Source organism: Streptomyces sp. NPDC096132 (genome assembly GCF_044763345.1).
GTDB lineage: Bacteria > Actinomycetota > Actinomycetes > Streptomycetales > Streptomycetaceae > Streptomyces.
The window spans coordinates 47,211-71,643 of the sequence record NZ_JBIWGA010000023.1 but is presented as its reverse complement, the minus strand read 5'-3'; the positions used below and the strand labels follow the sequence as shown (position 1 = coordinate 71,643).

At 72.2% G+C, this 24,433-nt stretch carries 25 protein-coding genes; 16 read left to right on the top strand and 9 right to left on the bottom strand.

Features of this window, described 5'->3' with window-relative positions; translation table 11 throughout:
- The first annotated feature begins 96 nt into the window (after positions 1-96).
- The gene (locus ACIRF9_RS39390) at positions 97-840 is read left to right on the top strand and encodes a 2-phosphosulfolactate phosphatase (RefSeq protein WP_403832596.1); all 744 of its coding nucleotides are present in this window, start codon (positions 97-99) and stop codon (positions 838-840) included.
- Here the strand turns inward: ACIRF9_RS39390 and ACIRF9_RS39385 are convergent.
- Together ACIRF9_RS39385 and ACIRF9_RS39380 are read right to left on the bottom strand one after the other, a co-directional pair.
- Positions 809-2,362, bottom strand: coding sequence for an MFS transporter (locus ACIRF9_RS39385; protein WP_403832594.1), 1,554 nt, complete (start codon positions 2,360-2,362; stop codon positions 809-811). The two genes, ACIRF9_RS39390 and ACIRF9_RS39385, sit on opposite strands and share 32 nt — an antisense overlap.
- 470 nt (positions 2,363-2,832) lie before the next feature.
- On the bottom strand, positions 2,833-3,888 hold the full coding sequence (locus ACIRF9_RS39380) for an AraC family transcriptional regulator (RefSeq protein ID WP_403832592.1): 1,056 nt from the start codon (positions 3,886-3,888) through the stop codon (positions 2,833-2,835).
- 240 nt (positions 3,889-4,128) lie between these two features.
- On the opposite strand from ACIRF9_RS39380, the gene ACIRF9_RS39375 reads away from it, so the two are divergent.
- Together ACIRF9_RS39375 and ACIRF9_RS39370 are read left to right on the top strand one after the other, a co-directional pair.
- Positions 4,129-5,454, top strand: a complete 1,326-nt coding sequence (locus ACIRF9_RS39375) for a lipase family protein (RefSeq protein ID WP_403832590.1) — start codon at positions 4,129-4,131, stop codon at positions 5,452-5,454.
- A 101-nt stretch (positions 5,455-5,555) separates the two neighbouring features.
- Positions 5,556-6,065, top strand: a complete 510-nt coding sequence (locus ACIRF9_RS39370) for a molybdenum cofactor biosysynthesis protein (RefSeq protein WP_403832588.1) — start codon at positions 5,556-5,558, stop codon at positions 6,063-6,065.
- Between the two features lie 234 nt (positions 6,066-6,299).
- Here ACIRF9_RS39370 and ACIRF9_RS39365 read toward each other — a convergent pair whose 3' ends face one another.
- The gene (locus ACIRF9_RS39365; RefSeq protein ID WP_403832586.1) at positions 6,300-6,776 is read right to left on the bottom strand and encodes an ATP-binding protein; all 477 of its coding nucleotides are present in this window, start codon (positions 6,774-6,776) and stop codon (positions 6,300-6,302) included.
- Positions 6,777-6,866: 90 nt separating this feature from the next.
- The gene (locus ACIRF9_RS39360) at positions 6,867-7,691 is read right to left on the bottom strand and encodes a chitosanase (RefSeq protein ID WP_403832584.1); all 825 of its coding nucleotides are present in this window, start codon (positions 7,689-7,691) and stop codon (positions 6,867-6,869) included.
- Positions 7,692-7,898: 207 nt separating this feature from the next.
- Between ACIRF9_RS39360 and ACIRF9_RS39355 the strand changes: the two genes are divergently transcribed.
- Positions 7,899-8,480 carry a hypothetical protein gene (locus ACIRF9_RS39355; protein WP_403832582.1) on the top strand — a complete coding sequence of 194 codons (582 nt, stop codon included), beginning with the start codon at positions 7,899-7,901 and terminating at the stop codon, positions 8,478-8,480.
- A gap of 17 nt (positions 8,481-8,497) precedes the next feature.
- On the opposite strand, the gene ACIRF9_RS39350 is transcribed toward ACIRF9_RS39355, so the two are convergent.
- The gene (locus ACIRF9_RS39350; RefSeq protein ID WP_403832580.1) at positions 8,498-8,770 is read right to left on the bottom strand and encodes a hypothetical protein; all 273 of its coding nucleotides are present in this window, start codon (positions 8,768-8,770) and stop codon (positions 8,498-8,500) included.
- A gap of 177 nt (positions 8,771-8,947) precedes the next feature.
- Between ACIRF9_RS39350 and ACIRF9_RS39345 the strand changes: the two genes are divergently transcribed.
- Positions 8,948-9,652 (top strand): hypothetical protein, encoded by a 705-nt coding sequence (locus tag ACIRF9_RS39345; RefSeq protein ID WP_403832577.1) that lies wholly within the window; start codon positions 8,948-8,950, stop codon positions 9,650-9,652.
- Positions 9,653-9,943: 291 nt separating this feature from the next.
- Here the strand turns inward: ACIRF9_RS39345 and ACIRF9_RS39340 are convergent, their stop codons facing one another.
- A complete protein-coding gene (locus tag ACIRF9_RS39340) occupies positions 9,944-12,214 on the bottom strand; it encodes a M4 family metallopeptidase (RefSeq protein ID WP_403832574.1) in 2,271 nt (756 codons plus the stop codon).
- Between the two features lie 441 nt (positions 12,215-12,655).
- Here ACIRF9_RS39340 and ACIRF9_RS39335 point away from each other — a divergent pair, with 441 nt between their 5' ends.
- Positions 12,656-13,108 carry a hypothetical protein gene (locus ACIRF9_RS39335; RefSeq protein WP_403832571.1) on the top strand — a complete coding sequence of 151 codons (453 nt, stop codon included), beginning with the start codon at positions 12,656-12,658 and terminating at the stop codon, positions 13,106-13,108.
- Positions 13,109-13,114: 6 nt separating this feature from the next.
- Here ACIRF9_RS39335 and ACIRF9_RS39330 read toward each other — a convergent pair whose 3' ends face one another.
- Positions 13,115-13,567, bottom strand: a complete 453-nt coding sequence (locus tag ACIRF9_RS39330; protein WP_403832569.1) for a flavodoxin family protein — start codon at positions 13,565-13,567, stop codon at positions 13,115-13,117.
- Between the two features lie 269 nt (positions 13,568-13,836).
- Here ACIRF9_RS39330 and ACIRF9_RS39325 point away from each other — a divergent pair, with 269 nt between their 5' ends.
- The 3 genes from ACIRF9_RS39325 to ACIRF9_RS39315 all read left to right on the top strand — a co-directional run bounded on the left by ACIRF9_RS39325 (position 13,837) and on the right by ACIRF9_RS39315 (position 16,199).
- Positions 13,837-14,211, top strand: a complete 375-nt coding sequence (locus ACIRF9_RS39325; protein ID WP_403832566.1) for a hypothetical protein — start codon at positions 13,837-13,839, stop codon at positions 14,209-14,211.
- Between the two features lie 220 nt (positions 14,212-14,431).
- Positions 14,432-14,800 (top strand): ArsR/SmtB family transcription factor, encoded by a 369-nt coding sequence (locus ACIRF9_RS39320; protein WP_403832755.1) that lies wholly within the window; start codon positions 14,432-14,434, stop codon positions 14,798-14,800.
- A 58-nt stretch (positions 14,801-14,858) separates the two neighbouring features.
- Positions 14,859-16,199 (top strand): DUF3500 domain-containing protein, encoded by a 1,341-nt coding sequence (locus ACIRF9_RS39315; protein WP_403832564.1) that lies wholly within the window; start codon positions 14,859-14,861, stop codon positions 16,197-16,199.
- A 74-nt stretch (positions 16,200-16,273) separates the two neighbouring features.
- Here the strand turns inward: ACIRF9_RS39315 and ACIRF9_RS39310 are convergent, their stop codons facing one another.
- Positions 16,274-16,510 (bottom strand): hypothetical protein, encoded by a 237-nt coding sequence (locus ACIRF9_RS39310; RefSeq protein WP_403832562.1) that lies wholly within the window; start codon positions 16,508-16,510, stop codon positions 16,274-16,276.
- Between the two features lie 264 nt (positions 16,511-16,774).
- Here ACIRF9_RS39310 and ACIRF9_RS39305 point away from each other — a divergent pair, with 264 nt between their 5' ends.
- The 7 genes from ACIRF9_RS39305 (at position 16,775) to ACIRF9_RS39275 (ending at position 22,672) form a co-directional block, all read left to right on the top strand.
- Positions 16,775-17,242, top strand: a complete 468-nt coding sequence (locus tag ACIRF9_RS39305) for a hypothetical protein (RefSeq protein ID WP_403832560.1) — start codon at positions 16,775-16,777, stop codon at positions 17,240-17,242.
- Between the two features lie 192 nt (positions 17,243-17,434).
- On the top strand, positions 17,435-18,829 hold the full coding sequence (locus ACIRF9_RS39300) for an ATP-binding protein (RefSeq protein ID WP_403832557.1): 1,395 nt from the start codon (positions 17,435-17,437) through the stop codon (positions 18,827-18,829).
- Entirely contained in the window at positions 18,826-19,248 is a 423-nt protein-coding gene (locus ACIRF9_RS39295) for a roadblock/LC7 domain-containing protein (RefSeq protein WP_390661507.1), read from the top strand. The genes ACIRF9_RS39300 and ACIRF9_RS39295 overlap by 4 nt, the downstream gene beginning before the upstream one ends.
- Positions 19,245-19,619, top strand: a complete 375-nt coding sequence (locus ACIRF9_RS39290; protein WP_403832554.1) for a DUF742 domain-containing protein — start codon at positions 19,245-19,247, stop codon at positions 19,617-19,619. The genes ACIRF9_RS39295 and ACIRF9_RS39290 overlap by 4 nt, the downstream gene beginning before the upstream one ends.
- Positions 19,591-20,217, top strand: coding sequence for a GTP-binding protein (locus ACIRF9_RS39285; protein ID WP_403832552.1), 627 nt, complete (start codon positions 19,591-19,593; stop codon positions 20,215-20,217). Before ACIRF9_RS39290 ends, ACIRF9_RS39285 begins: the two co-directional genes overlap by 29 nt.
- A complete protein-coding gene (locus ACIRF9_RS39280) occupies positions 20,214-21,458 on the top strand; it encodes a cytochrome P450 (RefSeq protein WP_403832549.1) in 1,245 nt (414 codons plus the stop codon). The genes ACIRF9_RS39285 and ACIRF9_RS39280 overlap by 4 nt, the downstream gene beginning before the upstream one ends.
- Positions 21,455-22,672: a cytochrome P450 gene (locus ACIRF9_RS39275; protein WP_403832547.1), complete on the top strand. Its 1,218-nt coding sequence runs from the start codon at positions 21,455-21,457 to the stop codon at positions 22,670-22,672. The genes ACIRF9_RS39280 and ACIRF9_RS39275 overlap by 4 nt, the downstream gene beginning before the upstream one ends.
- Before the next feature lie 151 nt (positions 22,673-22,823).
- Here ACIRF9_RS39275 and ACIRF9_RS39270 read toward each other — a convergent pair whose 3' ends face one another.
- Positions 22,824-24,362, bottom strand: a complete 1,539-nt coding sequence (locus ACIRF9_RS39270; RefSeq protein WP_403832545.1) for a helix-turn-helix domain-containing protein — start codon at positions 24,360-24,362, stop codon at positions 22,824-22,826.
- Positions 24,363-24,433 lie beyond the last annotated feature (71 nt).

The following is a 24,433-nucleotide window of genomic DNA, read 5'->3' as shown; positions in this document are numbered from 1 at the left end:
GTACGGTCCCGCGGGCTCGGCGCCCTGTGTACGGTGCCCCGGGGCCGGGCGGCCGGTGCCGTGCCGAAGGTGCCTCGCGTGGGTCATCATGCGGGGGTGGAGCATCGTTTCGTCGGCATCGACGAGTTGTCCGGAGCCCCCGAGGCAGTCGTCGTGGTCGATGTGCTGCGGGCCTTCACCACGGCCGCCTGGGCGTTCGCAGGGGGCGCCGAACGGATCGTGCTGGCCGGCACGCTGGACGAGGCCCGCGCCCTCAAGTCCCGCCGCCCCGACTGGATCACGCTCAAGGACGGGCCGCCCGCGCCGGACTTCGACACCGTCAACTCCCCCGCCCTGGTGCGCTCCCTCGACCTCGCCGGACGCACCCTCGTACAGCGGACGACCCACGGGACCACCGGCGCCCTCGCCGCCCGGAACGCCGCGCTGCTGCTGTGCGCGGGGTTCACGGTGGCCGCGGCGACCGCCCTCGTCCTCACGGCCGTTCGGCCCCGCCGGGTGACGTATGTGATCACCGGCGGCGACGGGTGCGCCGAGGAGGACCTCGCCTGCGCCCGGTACATCGCGGACCTGGCGGAAGGGCGTACGGCGGACCCGGCGCCGTATCTGCGTCGAGCCGGCGGCTCCGCTGCCGCCGCCGAACTCGCCGAGGGTGTGCGGCGCGGCTACCGCGGGATCCATCCCGAGGACACGGCCCTGTGCCTGGAGGCCGACCGGCACGGGTTCGCGATGGGCGCGGCCCTGGAGGACGGGCACATCGTGCTGCGCCCGGGGCGGGCCGGGCCGGGGACGGCTCCCGGATCTCCGCGGGTCACATCCCCGGGGGTCCCGCCCCACCCTTGAGGCGTTCCAGGTCCGAGGGCCGTACCTGGATCACCACGATGGCGATCAGGGCGGCGATGACCGTGAAGATCGCCGCCATGACGAAGGCGGCCGAGACGCCGGAGGTGAGGACCTCGTCGGACCAGGGCGGAGGGAGTTCGCCGGTGCGCTGGAAGCGCAGGCGTTCGGCGGGGGTGGCCTGGGCGAGGAAGGCGGGGATCTGCTGTTCCGCCTCGTTGCGGCTGGCCGTGCCGTACATGGTGACCAGGATGGACAGACCGAGCGAACCGCCCACCTGCTGGGTCGCGTTGAGCAGTCCGGAGGCGGCGCCGGTCTCCGGTGTGGGCACGTTGGACAGCGCCATCAGGGTGAGCGACACGAACTCCATGCCCATGCCCAGGCTGAACACCAGCATCGGGCCGAGGATGCTGCCCGCGTAGGTGGAGTGGATGTCGGTCAGCGTCAGCCAGGCCAGGCCCGCCGCCGCGAGGATCGCGCCCCCCACCATGAAGGGCTTGGGGCCGTACGTCGGCAGGAACCGGGAGGCCAGCCCGGCACCGACCGCGATCACGGCGCTCACCGGGAGGAACGCCAGTCCGGCGGCCAGCGGGCTGAAGTCGAGGACGTTCTGCACGAAGAGCGTGAGGAAGAAGAACATGCCGAAGATCGCGGCGGCGAGGCACAGCATGATGCCGTAGGTGCCCGCCCGGTTGCGGTCGGCGAACATGTGCAGGGGCGTGATCGGCTGCCTGGACCGCCGCTCGACCAGGACGAACACGGCGAGGACCACGATGGCCGCGGCGAACGAGGCGAGGGTGAGGGGGTCGCGCCAGCCGTCCTGGGCGGCCCGGATGAAGCCGTACACCAGCAGCACCATGCCGATGGTCGACGTCAGCGCGCCCGTGAGGTCGAAGCGGCCGGGGTGGCGCTCGGACTCCTTGATGTAGCGGGGGGTGGCCAGCGCGATGAGCAGACCGATGGGCACGTTGACGAAGAGCACCCACCGCCAGTTCAGCCACTCGACGAGGATGCCGCCGGCCAGCAGGCCGATCGCGCCGCCGCCCGCCGAGACCGCGGCGAACACACCGAAGGCGCGGTTGCGTTCGGGTCCCTCGCGGAAGGTGGTGCTGATCAAAGCGAGCGAGGTCGGGGAGGCGATGGCTCCGCCGACGCCCTGCAGGGCGCGTGCGCCCAGGAGTTGGGCCTCGTTCTGGGCGAGGCCGCCGAGCAGGGAGGCGAGCACGAACAGCAGGACGCCCACGATGAACACGCGCCGTCTGCCGAGGATGTCACCGGCCCGGCCGCCGAGCAGCAGCAGCCCGCCGAAGGTCAGTGTGTAGGCGTTGACTACCCACGACAGGCTGGTGGTGGAGAAGTCCAGGGAACGCTGGATGTCCGGCAGCGCGATGTTCACGATGGTGATGTCCAGCACCACCATCAACTGGCAGGAGGCGATGACCAGCAGCGCCATCCCGTTTCCGCCGCCGCCCTCTTGGCGGGCGGAGGTCCGGGTCGCGGGGGTGGGCTGCGGAGCGCTGCTCATGACGTGTGTCGCCCGCTCGGGGGCGGGCCCTCGGGAGGCGCGGTGAACGGGTGGAGTCCACCGCCGTGTCCACCGTTCGACCGTACGCCCCCGCCCGGGCCGTCACCACTCGATCACCTAGGCCGGTCACCCGCCGCTCGGCACCCCTCGGCCGGTCACCCGCCGCTCGGCACCCCTCGGCCGGTCACCCACCGCTCGACACCCCTCGATCGGTCACCCACCGCTCGACACCCCTCGGCCGGTCACCCACCGCTCGACACCCCTCGGCCGGTCACCCACCGCTCGACACCCCTCGATCGGTCACCCACCGCTCGACACCCCTCGGCCGGTCACCCACCGCTCGGCACCCCTCGATCGGTCACCCACCGCTCGGCACCCCTCGGCTGGCCCGGGACATACGGACGCGGGGCCAGGACTCCCCCGCAGTCCTGGCCCAGCATCCGGTACCGCGCGTTCCGCTCCGCGGTCGATCACCAGGATGCGGCAGAGGTCCGCGGTGTGTCGTTGGCGGACGGTCCACGGCTCGTTGGCGCTGCGTCCACTTCCGGTGCGTCGCCGGGCACGGCCAGGGCCCGTTCGCGGAGTTCGCTGGGCGGGAGGCCGTAGGCGGTGCGGAAGGCCCGGGTGAACTCGGCCGCGCGGGGGAAGCCCCAGCGGGCGCCGACGGCGTGGATCGGCAGGGCGCGCAGGGCCGGGTCGGCGAGGTCGCGGCGGGCGCCCGCGAGCCGCTGGTCGCGGATGTAGGAGGCGATGCCGACGCCTTCGTCCTGGAAGAGGCGGTACAGGTAGCTGCGGGAGATGTGGTGGGCCTCGGCGACGCGGGCGGGGGTGAGGTCCGGGTCGCCCAGGTGGCGGCGCACGTGGTCCTTGATGTGCAGGACGAGGGTGCGGCTGCGGGTCTCCGGCGGCAGGCTCGGGTCGGCGTCCACGGCGTGTGCGAAGGCGACCGTGACGAGGTCGGCGACCACCGTGCCGAGGCGGGGGGCGTCAGTGGCCCGGTAGGGCGCGGTGTCCGAGATCAGCCGGAGCAGGAACTGGGCCAGCAGCGCGCCGCTGCCCTCGCGGCCCGAGACGAGGCCTCCCAGGATCCGGTCGACGCGGTGTCCCGGTACGGCCACGAGGGTGCGCGGGATCTCCACGCCGACGATCGTGACGGGGTCGGAGCCGGTGGCCACGTCCCAGGACCGGGACGAGGAGTTGGTGTGGAAGTCGTTGATCCGGTAGACGGCCTGACGCCGGTCCCAGACGGCGACTCCCTCGCCCTTCAACAGGAGGGACAGGTGGTAGGTCTCGGGGTCGGACTGCCGGACGAGTTTGGCCGTGCGGTGGAACGTGATGGGGTCCATGGTCGCGGGCCACACGACCACCTCGCCCAGTTCGATGACACGTTGGTGGCCGTGGTAGTCCGCGGTGTGGTCGGTACTGAGCCGCATGGGCGCGTGGGTGCTGCCCATGCGCTGGGCCCATGCCTCGAAGCGGTCGCACGGCGGCAGGTCACTCGTCCGGAAGACCGACTCTTGCAACATTCAAGCAGTCAACCACACGGCTCGTACCACCTGTTGAGGGTGGCCCCCTGAGCACCCGCAGTCATATTACCGAACCGTAACCTACCGACCAGTACCCGCGGTAACCCCGTGGTCGGTACGGTCCTGACAGTTCGTCTAAGAGCGGTACGGGGCTGCGGTTGGGACGACTGCGCTCCGCGCCGTCCCCCACCCGAGCCGCACAGAAAGGCTCGGGCCTCCCTTCTCCCCCGGAGGTCCGCCATGCCCGCCCCCACCCGACTGCTGGCCGCGGCCGTGACCGCTGCCGCCTGCCTCGGCGCCACGGCCGTCCCGGCCACCGCCGCCACCGACACGGACGCCGTGGTCTCGCGCGGCGTCACCATCCCGGCGTTCTACAACCCGCCCGCCGCCCTCCCGGCTGCCGACGGCACCCTGGTGCGCACCGAAGCCCTGCCCCTCGCGCTGAGCCTGCCGGGCATCGACGGCCCCCTCCCGGGCACGGCGACCCGCCTGATGTACAAGTCCACGGACTCCGCGGGGCAGCCTGTCGCGGTGACCGGCGCCTACATCGAGCCGGCGGCCGCCTGGAAGGGCGGTGGGGCGCGTCCGCTGGTCGCGGTGGCGCCGGGCACCATGGGACAGGGCGACCAGTGCGCCGCCTCCCTCGGACTGGAACATCCGCTCACCGTCAACTGGCAGACGCTGTCGGTCGGTTACGAGAACCTGGCGATCTACCGGCTGCTCGCGCGGGGCATCGCCGTCGTGGTCACCGACTACGCCGGGCTGGGCGCGACGGACCGCTTGCACACGTACGTCAACCGGGTCGACGAGGCGCATGCCGTCCTGGACTCGGTCCGCGCGGCCCGTTCCCTCCCGGGTACGTCGCTCACGGCCGGCTCCCGGGTCGCGCTGTACGGCTACAGCCAAGGCGGCGGGGCCACGGCGGCGGCCGCCGAACTCCAGCCCTCCTACGCCCCCGACATCACCCTCGCCGGGACCTACGCCGGGGCTCCGCCCGCCGACCTGGTCGCCGTCACCAAGGCCATCGACGGCAGCGACCTGGCGGGGGCACTGGGCTGGTCGGTCAACGGGTTCGTGCAGTCCGACCCCGAGCTGAAGCCGATCGCGGAGGCACATCTGAACGCGGCCGGCAAGGCGGCCCTCAAGGACCTGTCGACCATGTGCGTGGGCGACGCGCTGCTGGCCTACAACTCGGCCCGCAGCAGCTCCTGGACCACCGACGGGAGCTCCATCAGCGAGATCGTCCAGTCGGAGCCGGCGCTCAAGGCGTTCCTGGCCGAGCAGCGCATCGGCACCCTCGAGCCGGCGTCCCCGGTGCGCCTGGCGACCGGCACCGCCGACGATCTCGTACCGCATGCCCAGGCGCGTGCGCTCGCCGTCGCCTGGTGCGCGAAGGGCGCCGACGTCACCTACAAGCCGGTGGTCCTGCCCAGCCTGGGCCGGGCGCTGATCAACCACTTCACTCCCCTGCTCACCGACCAGGGCGACGCGCTCTCGTGGTTGACGGACCGGCTCGACGGCAAGCCGGCGACGTCCAACTGCGCCACGCTGCCGTTCAAGCCCTGACGATCCTTCGTCCGGGGCGTCCGGGGACAAGCGGCGCGGCGGCCGGTGCGCACACGAGGCACCGGCCGTCTCCCCGCTCCGCCGCGCCTAGGCTGGAGCCCATGGCCGAGGTCGAGGTGGTGGAGTTGCTGGTGTCGTCCGCGCACCGGTTCGCGGGGCGTCCTTCGGACGGGCCGGCGGACGGGCCCGAGGACGAGTCGGTGCGGGAGGTGGAGGTGCGCTGCGGTCTCGGGCTGGTCGGCGACCGCTACTTCGGCCGTGCGGCCCACCGGGACGCGGCGGTGACGATCATGGCCGCGGAGAACCTGCCGACTCACCTCCGGGCCTCCCTCGGTCTGCCGCACACCCGGCGCAACATCCTGTTGCGGGGCGTCGACATCGACGCCCTGGTCGGTTCGACCGTCGTGCTCGACAGCGGGGCGGGTCCCGTGGCGTTCGCCGTCAACCGCCCGGCGCGGCCCTGCGCGTGGATGGACGTGACGATCGCGCCGGGGGCGCAGCGCGCGCTGCGCGGCAAGGGCGGGGTGCGGTGCACACCGCTGTCCGACGGTGTGCTGTCCGTCGGGCGGGCGACCTTCGACGTGGTCGGCACATGGCCCGAGCCGGCGTAGCGCCTGCCCTTCACCGCCGAGTTGTTCGCCCTAGGGCCTGTCGTTTGGATCAGGCCGCAGGGAATCAGCGGGACTGTTCGGCGCCGGTGAGCGGGGTGTGGTGCGTGCAGCTGCAAGGCGGAGGAGGGCGTCGATGCGGAGCATCGGCAACCGACGACAACGCGGCTGGGGGTAGCCCCTCTGGGGGAGCGCGTGCCACACCCCGCGTCTGCGGCGTGATCCAAACGACAGGCCCTAGCCGTCGGAAGCGGTCGGTCCGGGAGGTTCTCCGGCCGAGAGGCCGAGGCGGGCGATGATCCGTTTGCCGACCGGCTCGCGCAGCGCGTCGAGTTCCTGGGCCACCGCCCTGACGATCTCCAGGCCGTGCCCGCCCACCCGGGTCGGATCGGGCGGGCGGGGCACGGGGAGAACCGGATCGGTGTCCCACACCACGATCTCGACCGTGTCGTCGGCGATGCGCAGCTGGAGCAGGACCGGGCCGGGCGCGTGTCTGAGGGCGTTGGTGACCAGCTCGCTGACTACCAGCTGGGAGAGGTCCCTGACCCGGCCCGGCACCGGCAGCCCGTGCCGGTGCCGGACGCGGGTGAGGAAGTCGCCCGTCAGACGGCGTGCGCGGGCGATGCAGCCCTCCTTGCCGTCCAGGGCCACCGTCGTCTCGAACGGGATGCCATCGGTTCCGGTGGCATCCTCGCCGGGCGGAACAGGTTCCATCCGGACCGCCTTCACTGCCCCGTTCATAGGGGCGCGGCTACCCCCGAACCCGCCCCCTACGCCCCGGGCGCACCACCCACGGGGCCTCGCTCAGTCGAGGTGGTAGCTGTCGCCGTAGACCTTCCAGTCCAGGGGCGGGTCGAGGTCCAGGTTGCCCTTGCGGAGGAAGACGCGCTGGGCGGTGTCGACCCGGCTGGTGTCGCTGTGCGCCTCCTCCTGCTTCATGGCCCAGACCCGGGCGTCGAGGAAGGCGTTGAGGTACGCGGTCTCGTCGCCGCCCCGGGCCGGCGGCTTCGCCCTGTTCAGGGCGCGCCCCCGGATGTTGCGGAAGCTGGTGGCGTCGGTGCCGTCGCCGTGCATGACGATCGCGTCGTAGTAGATGAACTGGCCCAGGGTGCGCAGTCCGTCCGTCTTGCCCTGCTTGACGGCCGGGTTGAAGTAGACGCGGTCGCGTTCGTCGTTCTGCGCCTGCTGGAAGGCCGTGTCCTGGGCGGCCTTGCGCCAGTCCCTGGGGTAGTTCGGGTCGAGTCCGGTGTGCGAGTCGGTGCCGTCGACGGCGCGCAGGGCCGGAAGGTACTTGGCGAGGACGTTGCCCGGCTTGCGGTCGGCGTACAGCTCCACGAGGTCGAGCATGTCGCCGGTGCCGGAGCAGAAGCCGATGATGCCGGCGGTGTAGCCGCGGCCGTCGCCGATGTCCTCGATGTACTTGTACTGGGCCTTCCAGTCGAGCGAGGAGTTCTCCGCGCTCGACACCAGCTTCATGGCGATCTCCTTCTTCGCCGGGTCGTCGAGACCGACGGCGGCCGCGGCCGCCGTCGCTCGGGGCGAGGCCAGGAGCGGGGCGGCCGCCACGGCCCCGGCCAGTGCTCCGGTGAGGGTGAGGAAGGTGCGGCGGGAGGCGGGTATGTGCACCACAGGGGCTCCAGGTGAGCAGTGGGGGGTGGGGGTGTTTCCGTGTCATGAACTGACAGGAAGGTTTCCTATCAAGGCAGTTGAACGGACGTAACCCACCGGAAGAATGTTCGTGCGATCGAACAAACAAGCCACGCCATCGCCCGGCACGGCGTTTGACATCAGCCACCCAATGGCATGGACATAGCACGTGTGAGGGGGAGGCCGATCATGCACCCTGCTCTGTTCGAGCCGGCAACGCTCGTGGTGGGCCAGCCCAGGCGTTCACGCTGGCGCAGATACGTCGGCCCGGCGCTGGCGGTGTCCACCGTGGAGGGGACCCTCCTCGCGGTGGTCACACAGCTCACCCCTTCCCAGTACGCCCTGAGAGAGCCGTCCGGCCCACTCGTCGTCCGGATCCGGAAGCGCTCCAGGTTCGGCGAGTTCTGGGCGGCACGGTTCCACTTCACCGATGCCGGAGGGCGGGATGTGGGCACCGCCGGGGCCCGTGGACTGGTCAAGACCGCGCAGCTGACCCTCCACACGGCGCAGGGGCGCCGACTGTTCCTGACGCGGCGCTCCCTCCTGCCCGGACTGTGGGAACTCACCGAGACCGACCCGGAACCGAACGAACGGCCGGAGCCCGTCGGCCGGGTCACGGCCAGATCCGCCGATCCCTGGCTGGGACTACAGGAGTACGTGGTCGAAATGGACGCCCGGCTGGAGCCGGCCGAGAGACGGACGCTGATCGCCTCGGTGGTGTGTCTCCACCTTCTCCGCCGGCCTCCGGGCAGCTCGGCCGCAACTGCCTGACGGCCCACCGGGCCTGATCAGCGGGTGCCGGGAGTGTCGCCCCGCCAGTCGAAGCGGCGGCCGTCCGCGCCGCGCCGTACGTACAGGGCCCGGCCGCCGGGGCCGTAGCGGCCTATCTCCGTGGTGAGCGCGACCTCACGCAACTCGTGGTCCGTCCGGCCCGTGACGTCGAGCAGCAGACCGTCGAGCGGGCCGCCCACCAGTTCGGCGTACGCGCGGTCCGGGCGGGGGCCCGCGTCGTCGTGATCGGCGCCGTAGACCCGGCCCCGCAAGAACTCAGCCTCGTCCATGACCAGCAGCTTGGCATCCCCCACTGACAACGGGCCCGCGTGGAGGGTGGGGCGGTCTTCGGCCAAAGTTCGTGGCGGAACGGGGCGCACGGAGGCATTCGCCGAATCCGCCCCGCGTCCACGGGTATCCCGCCCCTACTCGCACATCGCTGTGTACGGGCTGGGGGGCCGACCTTGATGGCAGGCGCGCGGGAACGGGCACCGGACGACGGGTCGGCGTGGGCCCGGCGCCGCCGGACCGTACGGGAACTGCGTGCGGCCGGTCGTGACGGGCCGCGGCTGTGGGAGGTGCTGCCCGCGCTGGCCCTGCTGGTCGTGACGGTGTGTGCCGTGGTCGTGGGGCTCGCGCTGGTCTCCCGGGCGTTCGGCGGCTGGGCCTGTGTCCCGTTCCTCGTGACCTTCGCCCTCGCCGCGGAGGCACTGCGCCGCCGGTCCCGCCCGCTCGCCCGGCGGCGTGGCGGCTACTACACCCCCGACGAACTGGCGGAGCTCGACATGCCGGCACTCGTGGTGGCCGTGGCCCGGATGCTGCGGCGGGACGGCTGGCGGGTGCTGCCGCCGCCCCGGCACGACACCCTGCACCTCGCCGCCCGCGACGGCCGGGGCCGACTGCTCGACGTGGCGTTCCGTCCGGTGGCCGAGCCGCTGCCCGACGAGGAGGCGGCCTGTTCCTGCCGGGCTCGGCAGGCGGCACGGCGGCGGACCGGTCCGCCGCTGCGGCTCGTCGTGCACCGGGGCACCTTCACCCACCGCGACGAGGTGTGGGCCGCGCGCCAGGGCCACACGTTTCTCATCGACGGCCCCCGTCTGCTGCTGTGGGCACGCGGCACTCCCCTGGCCCAGCTCGCGATCGGCGCCGCTCCCCCGCCCCCGGGAACCTAGTGCCCCGGCAGGCAACGTTTTGCCCCGTCGCGACGCCCGGCACGCCCTCTCGCCGCACCGGCCGAAAGCCCAAGTACATCCAGTACGAGGGCTTCCGGCCGGCACGACGAGAGCACGCTCCCCCACTCTCGACATCGCTCGAGCGGGGGGACCCCCACGACGCCGCTCCTTGACGGGCAAACGTTGCCTGCCGCGGCACTAGCGGGGCGGGGGGTGCAAAAGGGCCGCCGCCCGGACCCTGGGGGCCCGGACGGCGGTCGTACGGCGCTCTCCTGACGGTGACTCAGGAGGTCACGGCGTCAGCTGCCAGCGCTGGATGTAGCCCACGTCGATCGACGCGCGGTCCTGGACGCGCAGCTTCCAGGTGCCGTTGACGGGCTGGGCGGAGGCGTCGATCGTGAAGGTCTGGTCGACGTTGTCGGCGGAGCCGCCGCTGCGGTTGAGCAGGGAGTAGACGGTTCCGTTGGGGCCGACGAGGTCGACGGTCAGGTCACCCCGGTAGGTGTGGACGATGTTGACGTAGACCGAGGTGGTGGCGGAGGCGTTGCCGTCCCGGCCCGCGATGGTGACCGCCGACTCCACGGCGGCGCCGTTGTCCGGGATGTCGACGCGGGTGGCGTTGGCGTAGATGTACGCGATCCGCCAGGTGAAGGTGTCCGTGACGGACGCCCCCGTGCTGTCGGTGACCTTGACGGAGACGTCACTGGTGCCGAGGGTGGTCGGCGTGCCGGAGATCAGACCGCCGGCGCTGATGGTCAGGCCGTCGGGCAGCCCGGTCGCCTCGTAGGTCAGGCCGGCACCCGAGTTGGTGGTGTAGGCGTCCACCTGGAGGCTGACGGCCTGGCCGATGCCGCTGGTCTGGTCGGCGATCGGGGCCACGTTGACGCCGAGGGCTATCCGGCTGCCGACATTGATGGCGGCCCAGGCGTCGGCGACGGCGAGGTAGGTCGGGCTGTAGGCGCCGAACAGGTCGGCCGCGGCCGACAGGGTGGCGGTGCGGGCGCCGGCGTAGTTCGTCGACGAGGTCATGTACGTCGTCAGGGCCCGGTACCAGATGGCGGCGGCGTTGGTGATGCCGATGCCGGTCACGGCCTGGCCGTCATAGGTCGGGCTGTCGTAGGAGACGCCGTTGATCGTCTTGGCGCCGCTGCCCTCGGAGAGCAGGTAGAAGAAGTGGTTCGCGGGGCCCGAGGAGTAGTGGACGTCGATGCTGCCCAGGGTGGAGCTCCAGCTGTCACGCGAGGAGCCGTCCTTGGAGGGCTTGTCCATGTAGCGCAGGGGGGTGCCGTTGCCGTTGATGTCGATCTTCTCGCCGACGAGGTAGTCGCCGGGGTCCGCCGGGAGGTTCTCGTAGAACTCGACGGCGGCGGCGAAGATGTCCGAGGTCGCCTCGTTCAGACCGCCGGACTCGCCCGAGTAGGTCAGGTTGGCGGTGGCGGCGGTGACGCCGTGGCTCATCTCGTGGGCGGCCACGTCGAGGGCGGTCAGCGGGTGGGTGTTGCCCGAGCCGTCGCCGTAGGTCATGCAGAAGCAGCTGTCCTGCCAGAACGCGTTGACGTAGCTGCTGCCGTAGTGGGCGCGGCTGTAGGCGGCGACCCCGTCGTTGCGGATGCCGTTGCGGCCGTAAACCTCTTTGTAGTAGTCCCACGTGGCGGCGGCACCGAAGGCCACGTCGACACCGGCGGTCTGGCGGTTGGAGGGCAGACCGGTGCCCCAGACATCGTTGTCGTCCGTGAACAGCGTCCCGGTGCCCGACGTGCCCTGGTTGAGGTCGTACGTCTTGTGCCCGGCGCGGTCGGGGTCGGTGAGCTGGTACGTCGATCCGGACAGGGTGGTGCCGAGCGGGACCGTGCCGACGTACTGGCCGGTGCCGGTGCCGGTGTGCACCTTCTCCGCGGCCTGGATCTGCTTGCCCGTGGTGGCGTCGGTGACGACCTGGAGCTCGCTGGGGGTGCCGTCCTTCTGGACGCCCTCGACGACCGTCTCCCAGGCCAGGACGGGCTTGCCGGTGCCGGCCCAGACGACCAGACGGGGCGCGTCCTCGGTCTCGGCGCCCTTGACGGCGGCGTTCTTCGAGGCGGCGAGGGCCTTGGCGGTGGCGTTCGACGCGGAGAGCTTGGGGGTGAGCGAGGGCACCTTCAGGGTGGCTCCGCTCGCCTTGGTCACGGTGGTGCGGCCGCTCTTGTCGTGCACGACCAGGTCGCCGCCGAGGACGGGCAGCCCGGCGTAGGTGCGCTCGTAGCGGGTGTGGGTGGTGCCGTCGGCGTCCTTGATGACGTCCTTGGCGACCAGCTTCTCCTGGCCGCCGAGGCCCAGCGCCTGGGCCGTCGTGCCGGCCGCGGTCTGGGCGCTCTTGATCAGCGAGGCGCGGCGGGCGGGGGACAGGGCGGTCGGCTCGGCGCCGGCCCGCGGTGTGGCGGTGATCTTCGCGGGACCGGGGTCGGCGGGTGCCGCGGAGGCGGTGCCGGTCTGCACCCCGAGGGTCAGCAGGGTGCCGGCGGTGGTGAGGGCGAGGAGCGAGGCGCGTCTGCGCCGGGGGGTGGCACGGTGTCGCCGGGGCAACGGGTTCTCCTTCAGTGCGACGGTCGGCCTCTGGTGGGGGCCGAGGTGGGGGCGGACCGACGGGATGGGCCGGCCCGGAGCGCTGCACGACAGGCGGGTGGAAGGAGGTGGGGGGTGGATGGGAGTGGGGGGGTGGGCATGCGCCGCATGAGGCGCATGTGAAGGAACGGTGAACGTTCCGCAGCAGGGTGACACCGCGCGCACAGGTTTGTCATGGGAATGCCAAAACATCGGCTGGAAATGACCATGACCGACTGGGGATTCGGCGGCGCTGCGCAGGTTTTCGGCCGCGGGCACGGCACGCCGGCCACCGGCGCTGCTCCGTTCGAGTGGTCCGCTTCCGCGCATCGTCGTACCGTCGGTACCGGCCCTCCTGGGAACCTCCTCGGGGCGAAGATCGAAGAAGACCGGCGGCCCCGGGACGGGCGGGCGGGAGCGGACATGCGACACATCACGAGGACAGCGGCGATGCTCTGTGCGGCGCTGGGACTCACCGCGGCGATCGGCACCGCCTCGGCCGCGCCCGGCGCGCCGTCGGCCGGTGCGCGGCAGGTGGCCCGGCCCGTCCTGGTCGACTGCCTCTGGCATCCGCAGGTGCGGCCGGGCGACTTCATCCTGGCCTGCGGCGACGGCAACAGCCGTCTCGTCGAGCTGCACTGGACCAGCTGGGGCGCGCAGTCGGCGCGGGCGAGCGGGGTCAACGTCGTCAACGACTGCAAGCCGTACTGCGCGGTGGGCCACTTCCACCCGTACGCCGTGAAGGTGAAGCTGGACCAGCCCAAGCCGTGGAAGAAGCACCCGCAGGTGCAGCACTACAGCCGGATCACGCTCACCTACCCCGGGGACCGGCCGGAGCAGTTCCCGCGCGTGGTGACGTATCCGCTGTGGGACTGAGCGTCCTCACTCCATGAGGCCGGCGGCCACCGTGGCGCCCAGTTCCCAGCAGGCCTCCGTGTCCGCCTTGCCCGGTTCACCGGTGACGGTGACCGGTTCGGCCGCGCGTCGCCAGCCCAGACCGGTGGTGACGGCCTCGATGGCGCGCACGGCACCGGTGACGTCGTTGCCGCCGTGCACGTAGTAGCCGAAGGCGCGGCCCCGGGTGGTGTCGAGGCAGGGGTAGTAGACCTGGTCGAAGAAGTGTTTGAGGGCGCCCGACATGTAGCCGAGGTTCGCGGGGGTGCCCAGCAGGTAGGCGTCGGCCTCCAGGACGTCGGAGGCGGTGGCGGCGAGGGCGGCCCGCCGGACGACACGGACGCCCTCGATCTCCGGGGCGGTCGCGCCCGAGACGACCGCCTCGAACAGCGCCTGGCAGTTGGGGGACGGGGTGTGATGAACGATCAGCAAGGTGGCCACGCCACCGAACCCTGCCCGCTCCCCCGGACCGTCCGCAACCGACGACGCGCCGTCGGCCGGCACGCGGCGGGCGACCGCCGACGCCCGCTTCCCCTCATCCGCTCAACTCCCGTACGTCCACGGTCAAAAGACCGCGCGGATCTTCGTCTTTCGAACGGACTTGGGCCAGTCCCGGATCCTGCCACCCCCGCGAGCGACCCGCTCCGTACGTTCGGAGCACCAGCGGGGCCGGAGGAGCCCGGTCCCGCGCAACCGGCAGGAGGAGCGCCATGGCGAATGTGGAGATCTCTCTCAAGGAGATGCTGACCGCGGTGGAGGGCGCGCTGGGAGCCGCCGTCGTGGACTACACGAGCGGGATGGCCCTGGGCACGCTGGGCGGGGGCAAGGACCTCGACCTGGCCGTCGCCGCCGCGGGCAACACGGATGTGATCCGGGCCAAGGTCCGCACCATGGAACACCTGGGCCTGAAGGGCGAGATCGAGGACATCCTGATCACGCTGGGCAGCCAGTACCACCTCATCCGGCTCGTCAAGGGCCGTACGGGCAGCGGTCTGTTCATCTACCTCGTTCTGGACCGGGAGCGCTCCAACCTGGCCATGGCCCGCCACCAGCTCAAGCGGATCGAGAACGAGCTCGAGGTGTAGGCGCTCCCACGGTCCTCGGCTTCGCACGCCCTCGAATTGAAGATTTCTTCATCTCGACACATCCAGATCAACGCATCACACGGGTGTGCGGAGCCCACAGCCAGGAGGATCGGGACGCAGGACCCCGACGCAGGACCTTCGCGCGCGGCGGCGCAACACGGCGGGCCGTCGCGCCGACGGGAACCATCCAGCAAACCGCGGCAGGAGCGAGCGATTGACCATGCAGGTCCCCCTCTACCAGGCCAAGGCCGAGTTCTTCCGCATGCTCGGGCATCCGGTGCGCATCCGGGTCCTCGAACTGCTGCAGGGCGGCCCCGTCCCCGTACGGGACCTGCTCACCGAGATCGAGATCGAACCGTCCAGTCTGTCCCAGCAGCTGGCCGTACTGCGGCGGTCCGGGATCGTGGTGTCGATCCGTGAGGGATCGACGGTCAGCTACGCGCTGGCCGGCGGCGACGTCGCCGAGCTGCTGCGGGCGGCCCGCCGAATCCTCACCGAACTCCTCGCCGGGCAGAACGAGTTGCTGGCCGAGCTGCGCCAGGCCGACCCGCCGCTGCCGGTACCGCAGGGCGGTGCCCGGCGGACCTGACGGGAGGTGTGCGGCCGTCTTCAGGTTCGCTTCAGGTAGCTCCTGGAGCCTCGGCCGCATGCACGGACACGACCACGGGCACCGCCCCCGCACTCCCGAAGCCGAACGCAGCCGCCGCTGGTTCATGAACAAGGCGCTGCTCGCCGGCGGAGTCGCCGCGGTGGCGACCATGACCGGATGCTCCTCGAGCTCCTCCGACTCGGCGGGCGCCGCCGCGTCCTACGGCGGCCCGGGCGGCGGCATGCCCTCGGGGATGCCCTCCGGGGGGCCCGGCGGCGGGGCCGGGGGCATGGGTCCAGGGGCGAGCGAGGTCAAGTACGCCGACTTCGTCGGGGTCACCACCGACGGCAAGGTGGTCGACGACCTGTACTCGATCCACTCGACGGATGTCGGTACCGACAAGCTGGTCAAGGCCGCGCAGGCCTTCCTGGACGGGCTGACCTCGAAGGAGCGCAAGGCCTCCGTCTTCGAGGTGGACGACGACGAGTGGCTGGCCTGGAGCAACGTCGACGGCTACCAGCGCGAGGGCGCCCGGATGGGCGACCTGACCGAGAAGCAGCGCGATCTCGGCTACGCGCTGCTCGGCGCCGCCCTGTCCGCCGACGGGCTCACCCAGACCCGCAACATCATGAAGCTCAACGCGTTCCTGGGCGACTACAGCGGCGGCGGCCGGGACACCCTCACCGAGGGCGCGTACTTCTTCACGTTCATGGGCACCCCGTCGACCACCGAGCCGTGGGGCTTCCAGTACGAGGGCCACCACGTGGCCATCAACTACTTCGTGCTCGGCGACCAGGTCGTCATGACGCCCACCTTCATGGGCTCCGAGCCGACTTCCGCCACCTACGACGGCGAGAAGATCACCCTCTTCAAGAAGGAGACCAAGGCGGGTCTGACCCTGCTGCGGTCGCTCACCGACGCCCAGCGGGGGAAGGTCGTCTCCTCGGAGACGAAGGCCGGCGACAACCTCAAGGCCGGCGCGGGACAGGACAACCTGAAGCTCGCCTACCAGGGCCTGGTCGCCAAGGGGTTCACCGACACCCAGAAGGACAACCTCCTGGACCTCGTGCGGGTGTACGTCGGCAACATGGACGACGGGCACGCCGAGGTGAAGATGCAGGAGGTGGAGGACCACCTCGACGAGACGTACTTCTACTGGATCGGCGAGTCCGAGGACTCCTCCGCCTTCTACTACCGCGTGCACAGCCCGGTGGTGCTCATCGAGTACGACGCCCAGTCCCCGCTCGCCTACGGCAACAAGGACAGCAACGGGGGCGGCGGCATGGGCGGGCCGGGCGGAACGCCCACCCAGCAGCACATCCACACCATCATCCGCACGCCCAACGGCGGCGACTACGGCGTGGACCTGCTCAAGCTGCACCTGGAGAACGACCACTAGGCGGCCACCGGACGACCCCTGGACGCACGAAGCCCCGGGGCGGCGCCTCAGCCGCCCCGGGGCAGACGCACGGGTCAGCCGCCGCCCAGACGGGTGCGCAGCAGTTCCTTGCCGAGTTCCGCGCCCTTGCGGCTGTCCGCCTGGGCCTTGCGGAACAGCTCCACGACCTGAGTGTCGCGGTCGCGCTCGGCGTCCTGGATGTAGGTCTCCAGCCGGAGCGCGTTCTCCAGGCACGCCTCGACGTACCAGAGCAGGTCGTAGTCCTTGTCCCGGGTACCGGTCACTTCGCCGGTCTCCGCGTGCGTGGCCATGCGGGGCCTCCTCCCAATGATCTCCGTCGTGCTCGTGGGCCGGGTACCCCCGGCCCACGGGGCCACACCGGACATCGCTGCCGAACACGGGCGCGGACGTCGAACGAAACAGACCAAAACGCCAGGGTTCGCCACCCCTTCCGCCATGTAGAAATATCTACCAGCATTCATAGGCCGAGGCCGGTGTTTGCGGCCGACGGCTCTTGCCCGGCGCTGCGCTGACCTGCGTCGCCGGGTCCTGGGGACAGCACACGGAGCCGGACGATGAGCGATGCGATGTGGGAACGCGGCGTGGAGTGGCTCTCCGCCGCCGCGACGGACCCGAGGGTCTGCAAACGGGAGTGGGACCAGGGCGACGGGATCGCCCTGCTGCAAGCGGGGCGGTACTGGGACGTGCTCAGCGTCCCGGACCGGCTGGGCCTGCTCACCCTGGACCTGCTGTGGCAGCCGGCGCTGCCCGTGCCGGGGCCGACGCTGGTGGACACCGCGGCCCACCGGGTGGGCTTCTTCCTGCCGCCCGATCCGGGCAGCCGCTGGATCGGGGCGGGGCTGCGGCACGCCGGCCGGGGCTCCTGGGTCGCGGTGCCGCCGCCGTACCGGCCCGCCCGCTTCCTGGAGTGGCTCGTGCCGCCGGACGGCACCGGCGCGCTGCACGCGCCCGTCACGCTGGAGCTGGCGCTGCGGCAGGCCAACGGCACCCTGGCCGTCCTTTCCCCGCTGGGCGCCGGGTGAGGACCATCACGCGGCGCCCCCGCTCTCCGCCCCAACTCACCTTTGGCGAATGGCATTTCAGGCACTCGGCACAGAAGCGAACAGATGGCGGTCGATTTCGGAGCGAAGTCTCGCTCAACCGTGCGAGATGGATCAATGACAGTGTGTACTGTGCTGCGAGTACCCGACGCGACCCCCCTGGAACCCGAATCGATGATCGAATTACCGGACCTCGTGGCCGGTGGCCTGGCGGCCGGCACACTGTCCGCGCTCGCCCTGGGCGGCGGGCTGTTGCGGTTACGACGGCAACACCGGCGGCAGTACGCGGAGATCGCCGCCCTGCGCACCCAACTCGACGGAACCGTCCGGGCGTTCACCGCCGAGGTCGAGCATCTGGCGGCGCACCGCGTCCCCGCCGCCGCGCGGCAGGTCGCCCATCCGCATCTCGACGTGCCGGGCCCGCTCCAGCCGTTGACCGTCGGCACCCCCCTGGGCATCGCCCTGGAGAACGTGCTGCTCGCGCTGCAGTCCGAGGTGGTCGCCCAGCGCACCCGGGTCGACGCCGCCGCGCAGGCCGGGATGCGGGGCGCCACCCGGGAGATCCAGGCGGCCCTCTACCGCCTCCAGGACGCCCTGCGCGTGCTGCAACAGCGCTACGACGACCCGGAGCTGGCGCAGACCCTGTTCCGGCTCGACCACGAGAACGAACAGTCGCTGCGCCGCGCCCAGGTCACCGCCGTGGTCTGCGGCGCCTGGGTGGGACTGGCCCGCGAGGAGTCCCATGTCGTGGACGCGGTGACCGGCGGCCAGGCCCGGCTCGCCGGGTACCAGCGGGTCCGGGTCCACAACCATCTGGAGCCCGGCACCGCTTTGGTCTCGCACGCCGTCGAGCCCGTCGCCATCATCGTCGCCGAGCTCCTCGACAACGCGCTGCGGCACTCCTCGCCCGACACGGACGTCGTCGTGAGCCTGGAGCACGTCCATCACGGCGTGTGCGTCACCGTCGACGACGCGGGCCTCGGCATGACCCGCGACGAACGCGACCGCGCCCAGCGGCTGGTGGCCGGCGACGAGCCGATCCTGCTGACCGCGCTGGGCGATCCGCCGCGCATGGGCCTGGCCGCGATCGGCCGGCTCACCCGCCAGTTCGACCTGGGCGTGGACGTCTCCTCGGCCTCCCCCTACGGCGGGGTGCGCGCGGTGCTGCGCGTCGACAGCCATCTGCTCAGCAAGGTCGACCCCGAGGAGCGGCCCCCGGCGGCCAGCACCCCGCGCACCACCCGCAGGCCGGCCCCTGAACGCTCGGCCCCCTCGCACACGTACGGAACGGAGAACACGGTCGCGGAGCCCGCCGGGCACCACGGCCCCGAGGACGCCGACGGCCTGCCCCAGCGCCGCCGCCGTACCCGGGTGGCCGCCCCCGAGGACGGCGCGCCCGCCCGGCCGGCGCGCCGTCCGGAGCAGGCCGCCGCCGCGCTCGGCGCACTCCAGTCCGGCACCGCGGCGGCCCGCTCCGGCGCGGACGAGCCGGCCACCACACAGGTGGCCGGGGACGACACCGACCAGACCGACCAGACCGACCACGCAGAAGGAGGAGCGGCCCGATGACCAGCCGCGACACGGGCGACACCGCATGGGTGCTGGAGCCGATCCTGCAGGTGCCGCACGTGGTGGCCGCCGTCATGCTCACCCGGGACGGCCTTGTGACGGGGTACACCGACGCGCTGTCGCAGCCGTCGGCCGAACGGGTGGCCGCCATCACCAGCACCGTGCAGGGGGCGTGCCGGACGGCCGCCGCCGCGTTCGCCGACCGGGAGCGGGCGGAGGTGCGGCAGATCGTGATCGAGTCCGACCACGGCTATGTGCTCATCGTGCCGACGGACCACGGCACCTGTGTCGCCGCGTACGGCGACGGCGAGGTGCGTCTCGACCTGCTGGCGCACCGGGTGCACTCCCAGGTGGCGCGCCTGGGCGAGAAGGCCATGGCGGCCGCGCCACGAGGAGCCGACGACAACGCGCCGGCATGACCCCCCGCCCGGCCGGCCGGCCCCTGGTACCCGCGTATCTGTCGACCGGAGGAGTGGCCCGGCCCAGCCGCCCCCACATGGAGCGGCTGACGGTGCTCGCCCTGAGCGGTGAGCCGGGGTCCGACGACCCGCCCGAGGATCTGCCCGCCGCCGGAGTCGCCCTGCTGGAAGCCCTGGAGCGCGGCTCGCTGGCCGTGGTGGAGGCGGCGGCGCTGCTCCGGCTGCCGGTGTCCGCCGTGCGGGTGCTGGCGGCCGACCTCGCCGACCGCCGACTGGTCCACGCCCGGCCGCCGATCCCGCCCGCCGGGCGGTTCGACCCCGACCTGCTGAAGAGAGTGGCCGATGGCCTCCGCGCCCTCAAGCACGACTAGCGCCGCCCGCACGACGGAGCACGTCCACCTTCCCGACACCGCTCGCGACCTGGTGAAGATCCTGGTCGCGGGGCCGTTCGGGGTGGGCAAGACGACCCTGATCGACTCGGTGTCCGAGATCCGGCCGCTGCACACCGAGGAGCACCTGAGCGAGGCGTCCGCAGAGGTGGACGACCTGGCGGGGGTGCGGGACAAGTCGACGACGACCGTCGCCATCGACTTCGGCCGGCTGAGCCTGCCCGGCGGGGTGGTGCTGTACCTGTTCGGCACGCCCGGGCAGGAGCGGTTCCGGGCGCTGTGGGACGACATCGCCTTCGGGGCCCTCGGCGCGCTCGTCCTGGTGGACAGCCGCCGGATCGACGCGTCGTTCGACGTGCTGGGGCTGGTGGAGGAGAGCGGGCTGCCGTACGCGGTGGCCTTCAACGAGTTCCCGGACGCGCCCCGGCACCACGGGGTGGAGCGGCTGCGCCGGGCCCTGGACCTGGAGGCGGACACACCGATGGTGACCTGCGACGCACGGGATCCGAACTCCTCCATCGACGCGCTGCTGGCGCTGGTCGACCATCTGATCGCCCATGACCCGGTGGAGGCCCGGTGACCACCTATCCCCCGGACCAGAGGGACTTCTCGCGCTCGGCGCCGGTGCGCCTGTGGGAGGACGGCTTCGCGTCGGATCCGCGCCACTACTACGCCGCGTTACGCGCCCAGGGGCCGGTCGGCTGGGCGGAGCTGGCCCCGGGCGTGCCGGCGTACGTGGTCACGGACCGGCGGGCGGCGCTGGACGTGCTGCACGACGACGAGACGTTCTCGCACGACCCGAGGGCCTGGGAGACGACCGTCCCCGTGGACTCCCCGGTGCTCGGCATGATGCGGTGGCGGCCCAACGCCCTGTTCTCCGACGGCGCGGCCCATGTCCGCTACCGCACCACGCTGATCGACGTGTTCGACCTGGTGGAGCCGCACGATCTGCGCGGCCGGGTGCACCGGGCGGTGCGGCTGCTCGCGGGGCGGATCGGTCCGCGTGGAGAGGCCGATCTGGTCGGGGACTTCGCGCGGCCGCTGATGGCGCTGGTGCTCAACGACCTGTTCGGGCTGCCGGACCACGAGGGCGACCGGCTCAACGACAGCCTGGGCAAGATGATGGAGGGCGGCGCGCAGGCGACCGAGGGCGAGGCCCAGTACGCCCAGTACGTCCTGGAGCTGATCGCGGCCAAGGCCCGGACCCCCGGGGACGATCTGCCGAGCCGCCTGCTGGACCATCCGGCCCGGCTCACCCGCGAGGAGGTCACCTGGCAGGTGTTCCTCACCCTCGGGGCCGGCTACGAGCCGACCGCGAACCTGCTGTCCAACACCCTGTCCCGGATCCTGGGCAACCCGGCCTACTACTCCACCCTCACCAGCGGCGCCCGCCCGGTCCTGGACGCGGTGGTGGAGGTGCTGCACCACGAGACCCCGCTGGCCAACTACGGCATCTACTACGCGCGCCGGCCCGTCTCCTTCCACGGGGTGTGGCTGCGGGACGCGGTGCCGGTGGTGGTGTCGTACGGCGCGCTCGGGCAGCACGACGAGCAGGAGGTCACCAGCGGCCGGCATCCGAACGACGCCTCGCACCTGTCGTGGGGCGCGGGTCCGCACGCCTGTCCGGTCAAGCAGCACACCCTGGTGCTGGTCACCGAGGCCATCGAGCAGCTCACCCAGTGGCTGCCCGACCTGGACCCGGTCCTGCCCCGTGGGCGGCTGACCTGGCGGCCGGGACCGTTCCACCGCTCCCTGACCGCTCTGCCCGTCCGTTTCAGCCCCCGCTCCCCCTCTTCCGACCAGCCAGGAGTCCCGTCGTGACCGTGACCGACCGCATCGCCCTCGACCCGCTCGGCGCCGACATCCCCGCCGAGAGCGCCCGACTGCGTGCCCTCGGCCCCGTCGTGCCCGTGGAACTGCCCGGGGGCATCCCCGCCTGGGCGCCCACCGGCTACGACACGCTCAAGCAGCTGATCCTCGACCCCGAGGTCAGCAAGGACCCCCGCACACACTGGCGGCTGTGGCCGGAGCTCGGCGAGCACCCGACCTGGGGCTGGATCCTGGGCTGGGTCGGCGTGGTCAACATGCTCTCCACGTACGGCGCCGACCACACGCGGCTGCGCAAGCTGGTGGCGCCGAGCTTCACGCACCGCCGCACCGAGGCCCTGCGGGAGCGGGTGGAGGTGATCACCACCGAGCTGCTGGACGAGCTGGAGCAGGGCGGTGAGGTGGTGGACCTGCGGGCCGGGCTCGCGCACGCGCTGCCGCTGCGGATCATCTGCGAGCTGTTCGGGGTGCCCGAGGAGATGCGGGGCGCCACCGCCCGGCTGATCGCGGCGATCATGGACACCTCGGATCCGAGCCCGGAGCACGCCGCGTTCGTGCAGGAGCAGATCGGTACGGTGCTCGGCGGGCTCATCGCCCACAAGAGCGAGCATCCCGGCGACGACATGACGACCGAGCTGATCCGGGTGCGCGACGAGGACGGGGACCGGCTGAGCGACGAGGAGCTGCTGTACACGCTGCTGCTGGTCATCGGGGCCGGGTTCGAGACGACCGTGAACCTCATCGGGAACGCGGTGGTGGCGCTGCTGGGCCGGCCCGAGCAGCTGGCGGCGGTCCGCGGCGGGGAGATCTCCTGGGACGCGGTGGTCGACGAGACGCTGCGGGCGCACCCGTCGATCGCCTCGCTGCCGCTGCGGTTCGCGGTGAGCGATCTGAAGGTCGGTGACGTGACGATCCCGGCCGGCGACGCGATCATCACGACGTACGCGGCCGCGAATCTGGACCCGGCGCACTACGGTCCCGACGCGGACGTGTTCGACGCGACGCGCGCGGCGGAGGACCATCTGTCGTTCGGGATCGGGGTGCACCGGTGCATCGGCGCGCCGTTGGCCCGGATGGAGGCGCTGACCGCGCTGGGCGCCCTGTTCGACCGGTTCCCGCAGGTGCGCCTGGCGGACGGGGAGCTGGAGCAGGTGCCGTCGTTCATCGCGTTCGGCTGGCAGGAGATCCCGGTCCGGCTGCGCGGCTGACGGCCGCAGGATCCCTGTCGGCTGCGGGACCGACGGCCGCAGGGGTGCGACCAGTCCCCCGTGCCGGTCGCTCCCCCGCGGTTCCTCGAACCTACGTGCCTGGTGGTCGGCTTGTGAATCGTGCCGATGCCCGTTCCGGGGGCGGGAGGACTCACCTGTGCACAGGTGAGTCCGGATGGCCCGATTCCGGTGCTCGCCGGTGGTCGCCCTGCAGGTCGGGCTGGTCGAGTTCGCGGGTCGCGAGGTGGGCGAGGACCACCTCGTAGAGGTCGCTGCCGGAGGCGAGGAGCTGGCGTTCGAGGACGGGTTCGGCGCTGCGGACGTGCTCGCGGACGGTCTGGGCGTGCACGCCGAGGAGCTGGGCGGCGCGTTCGGCGTTGCCGCCGGCGGCGATCCAGGCGCGCAGGGTGCCGCGCAGGTCGCGGCCGTCGGTGTCCAGCCGGGACAGCAGGTCCTGTGCCCAGGTGCGCAGGGCGGGGCCGGTGAGCAGTTCGCCGAGGGGGACGGGGGCCGCCGGGCGGGCAGCGAGGTCCTCGATGGTGCACTCCTGGGTGTTGAGGGCCAGATGGACGGTGGCCCGGACCCTGAGGTCGGAGAAGTCGGTGCCGAGCAGGTTCTCGACGCGGTCCATGCGGGCGCGGACGGTGTTGCGGCTGACGCCGAGCACCTTGGCCGCGCTGACGGCGGTGAACTCCAGGCCCAGCCGGGTGGTGGCGAGGAGTTCGGCCCGGGTGTGGTGCGGGAGGGTGTCGAGGGGGCGCAGCAGCCGGGTGGTCCAGGTCCGCAGCACCTCCGGGTCCATCAGGCGCTCGGGGTGGGTGCGTTCGGCGTAGACGGCCGTCCTGTCGGGGCGGAAGCGGGCGACGGCGAGGGCGCTGACGGCCTGTCCGTAGGCGGTGGCGGTGCGGGCGAGGTTCTGGCGCGCGCTGCCGCCGAGCAGCGCCTCGGGGGTGCGCAGGCACAGGGCGCGCAGGTCGGCGGCCACGGTGTCGTCCGGGACGACGCAGATGACATGGCCGTCCATGGCCGGGCAGCGCACGACCAGGGCCTCTTCGCGGGTCGCCGTGACACAGGCCTCGGCGACCCGGTCGCGGTCCGCGGGGGCGGTCTCGACGACGTAGACGCAGGCGGTGTCGGTGTCGAGCAGACCGGGCCAGAGGCCGGCCGCCACCCGGCGGGCGGCCACGATGTCCTCGACCATGAGAAGTTGCAGGATGGCCAGCCGCAGGTCGGAGGTGGCGCGGGCGAGGCGGTCTCCGGTGGCCACGGTCTGCTGGGCGCGCAGCAGCAGTTCCAGGACGGTCGCGGTGTGGGTGAGGATGTCGGCGGCGCGCCGGTCGAAGGGGGCCGTACGGCTCACGGTGAGCACGCCGGCCGTGCTCGGACCGGGGAGTTCGACCCTGACGAGGCGCAGGTGGCGGCCGTCGCCCTCCCACGCGGCGGAGGCGAGGCGCCCGCAGACGAGGTCGGCGACCAGGTCCTCGTCGAGCGGCATGGGCTCTCCGGCCAGCGGGGTGCCGCTCGGGTCGAGCAGGGACACGCTCGCGTCGAGGGTGACGGCCAGCCAGCCGACGGTCCTGCGGATGCCGGATGCGGCGGGGCGCAGCCGCTCGAGGAGTTCCTGCGCCCATGTCGCGTCGTCGGTACTCGTCACCTCGGTGTGACGGTTCCGGTCGTGCTGGCCGGCCATGTCGGCGCTCTCCCTCGTCCCTCCCGGCCCCTGAGGGCCGATGCGGTCGTTCCGGTCGGGGACGTTACCTC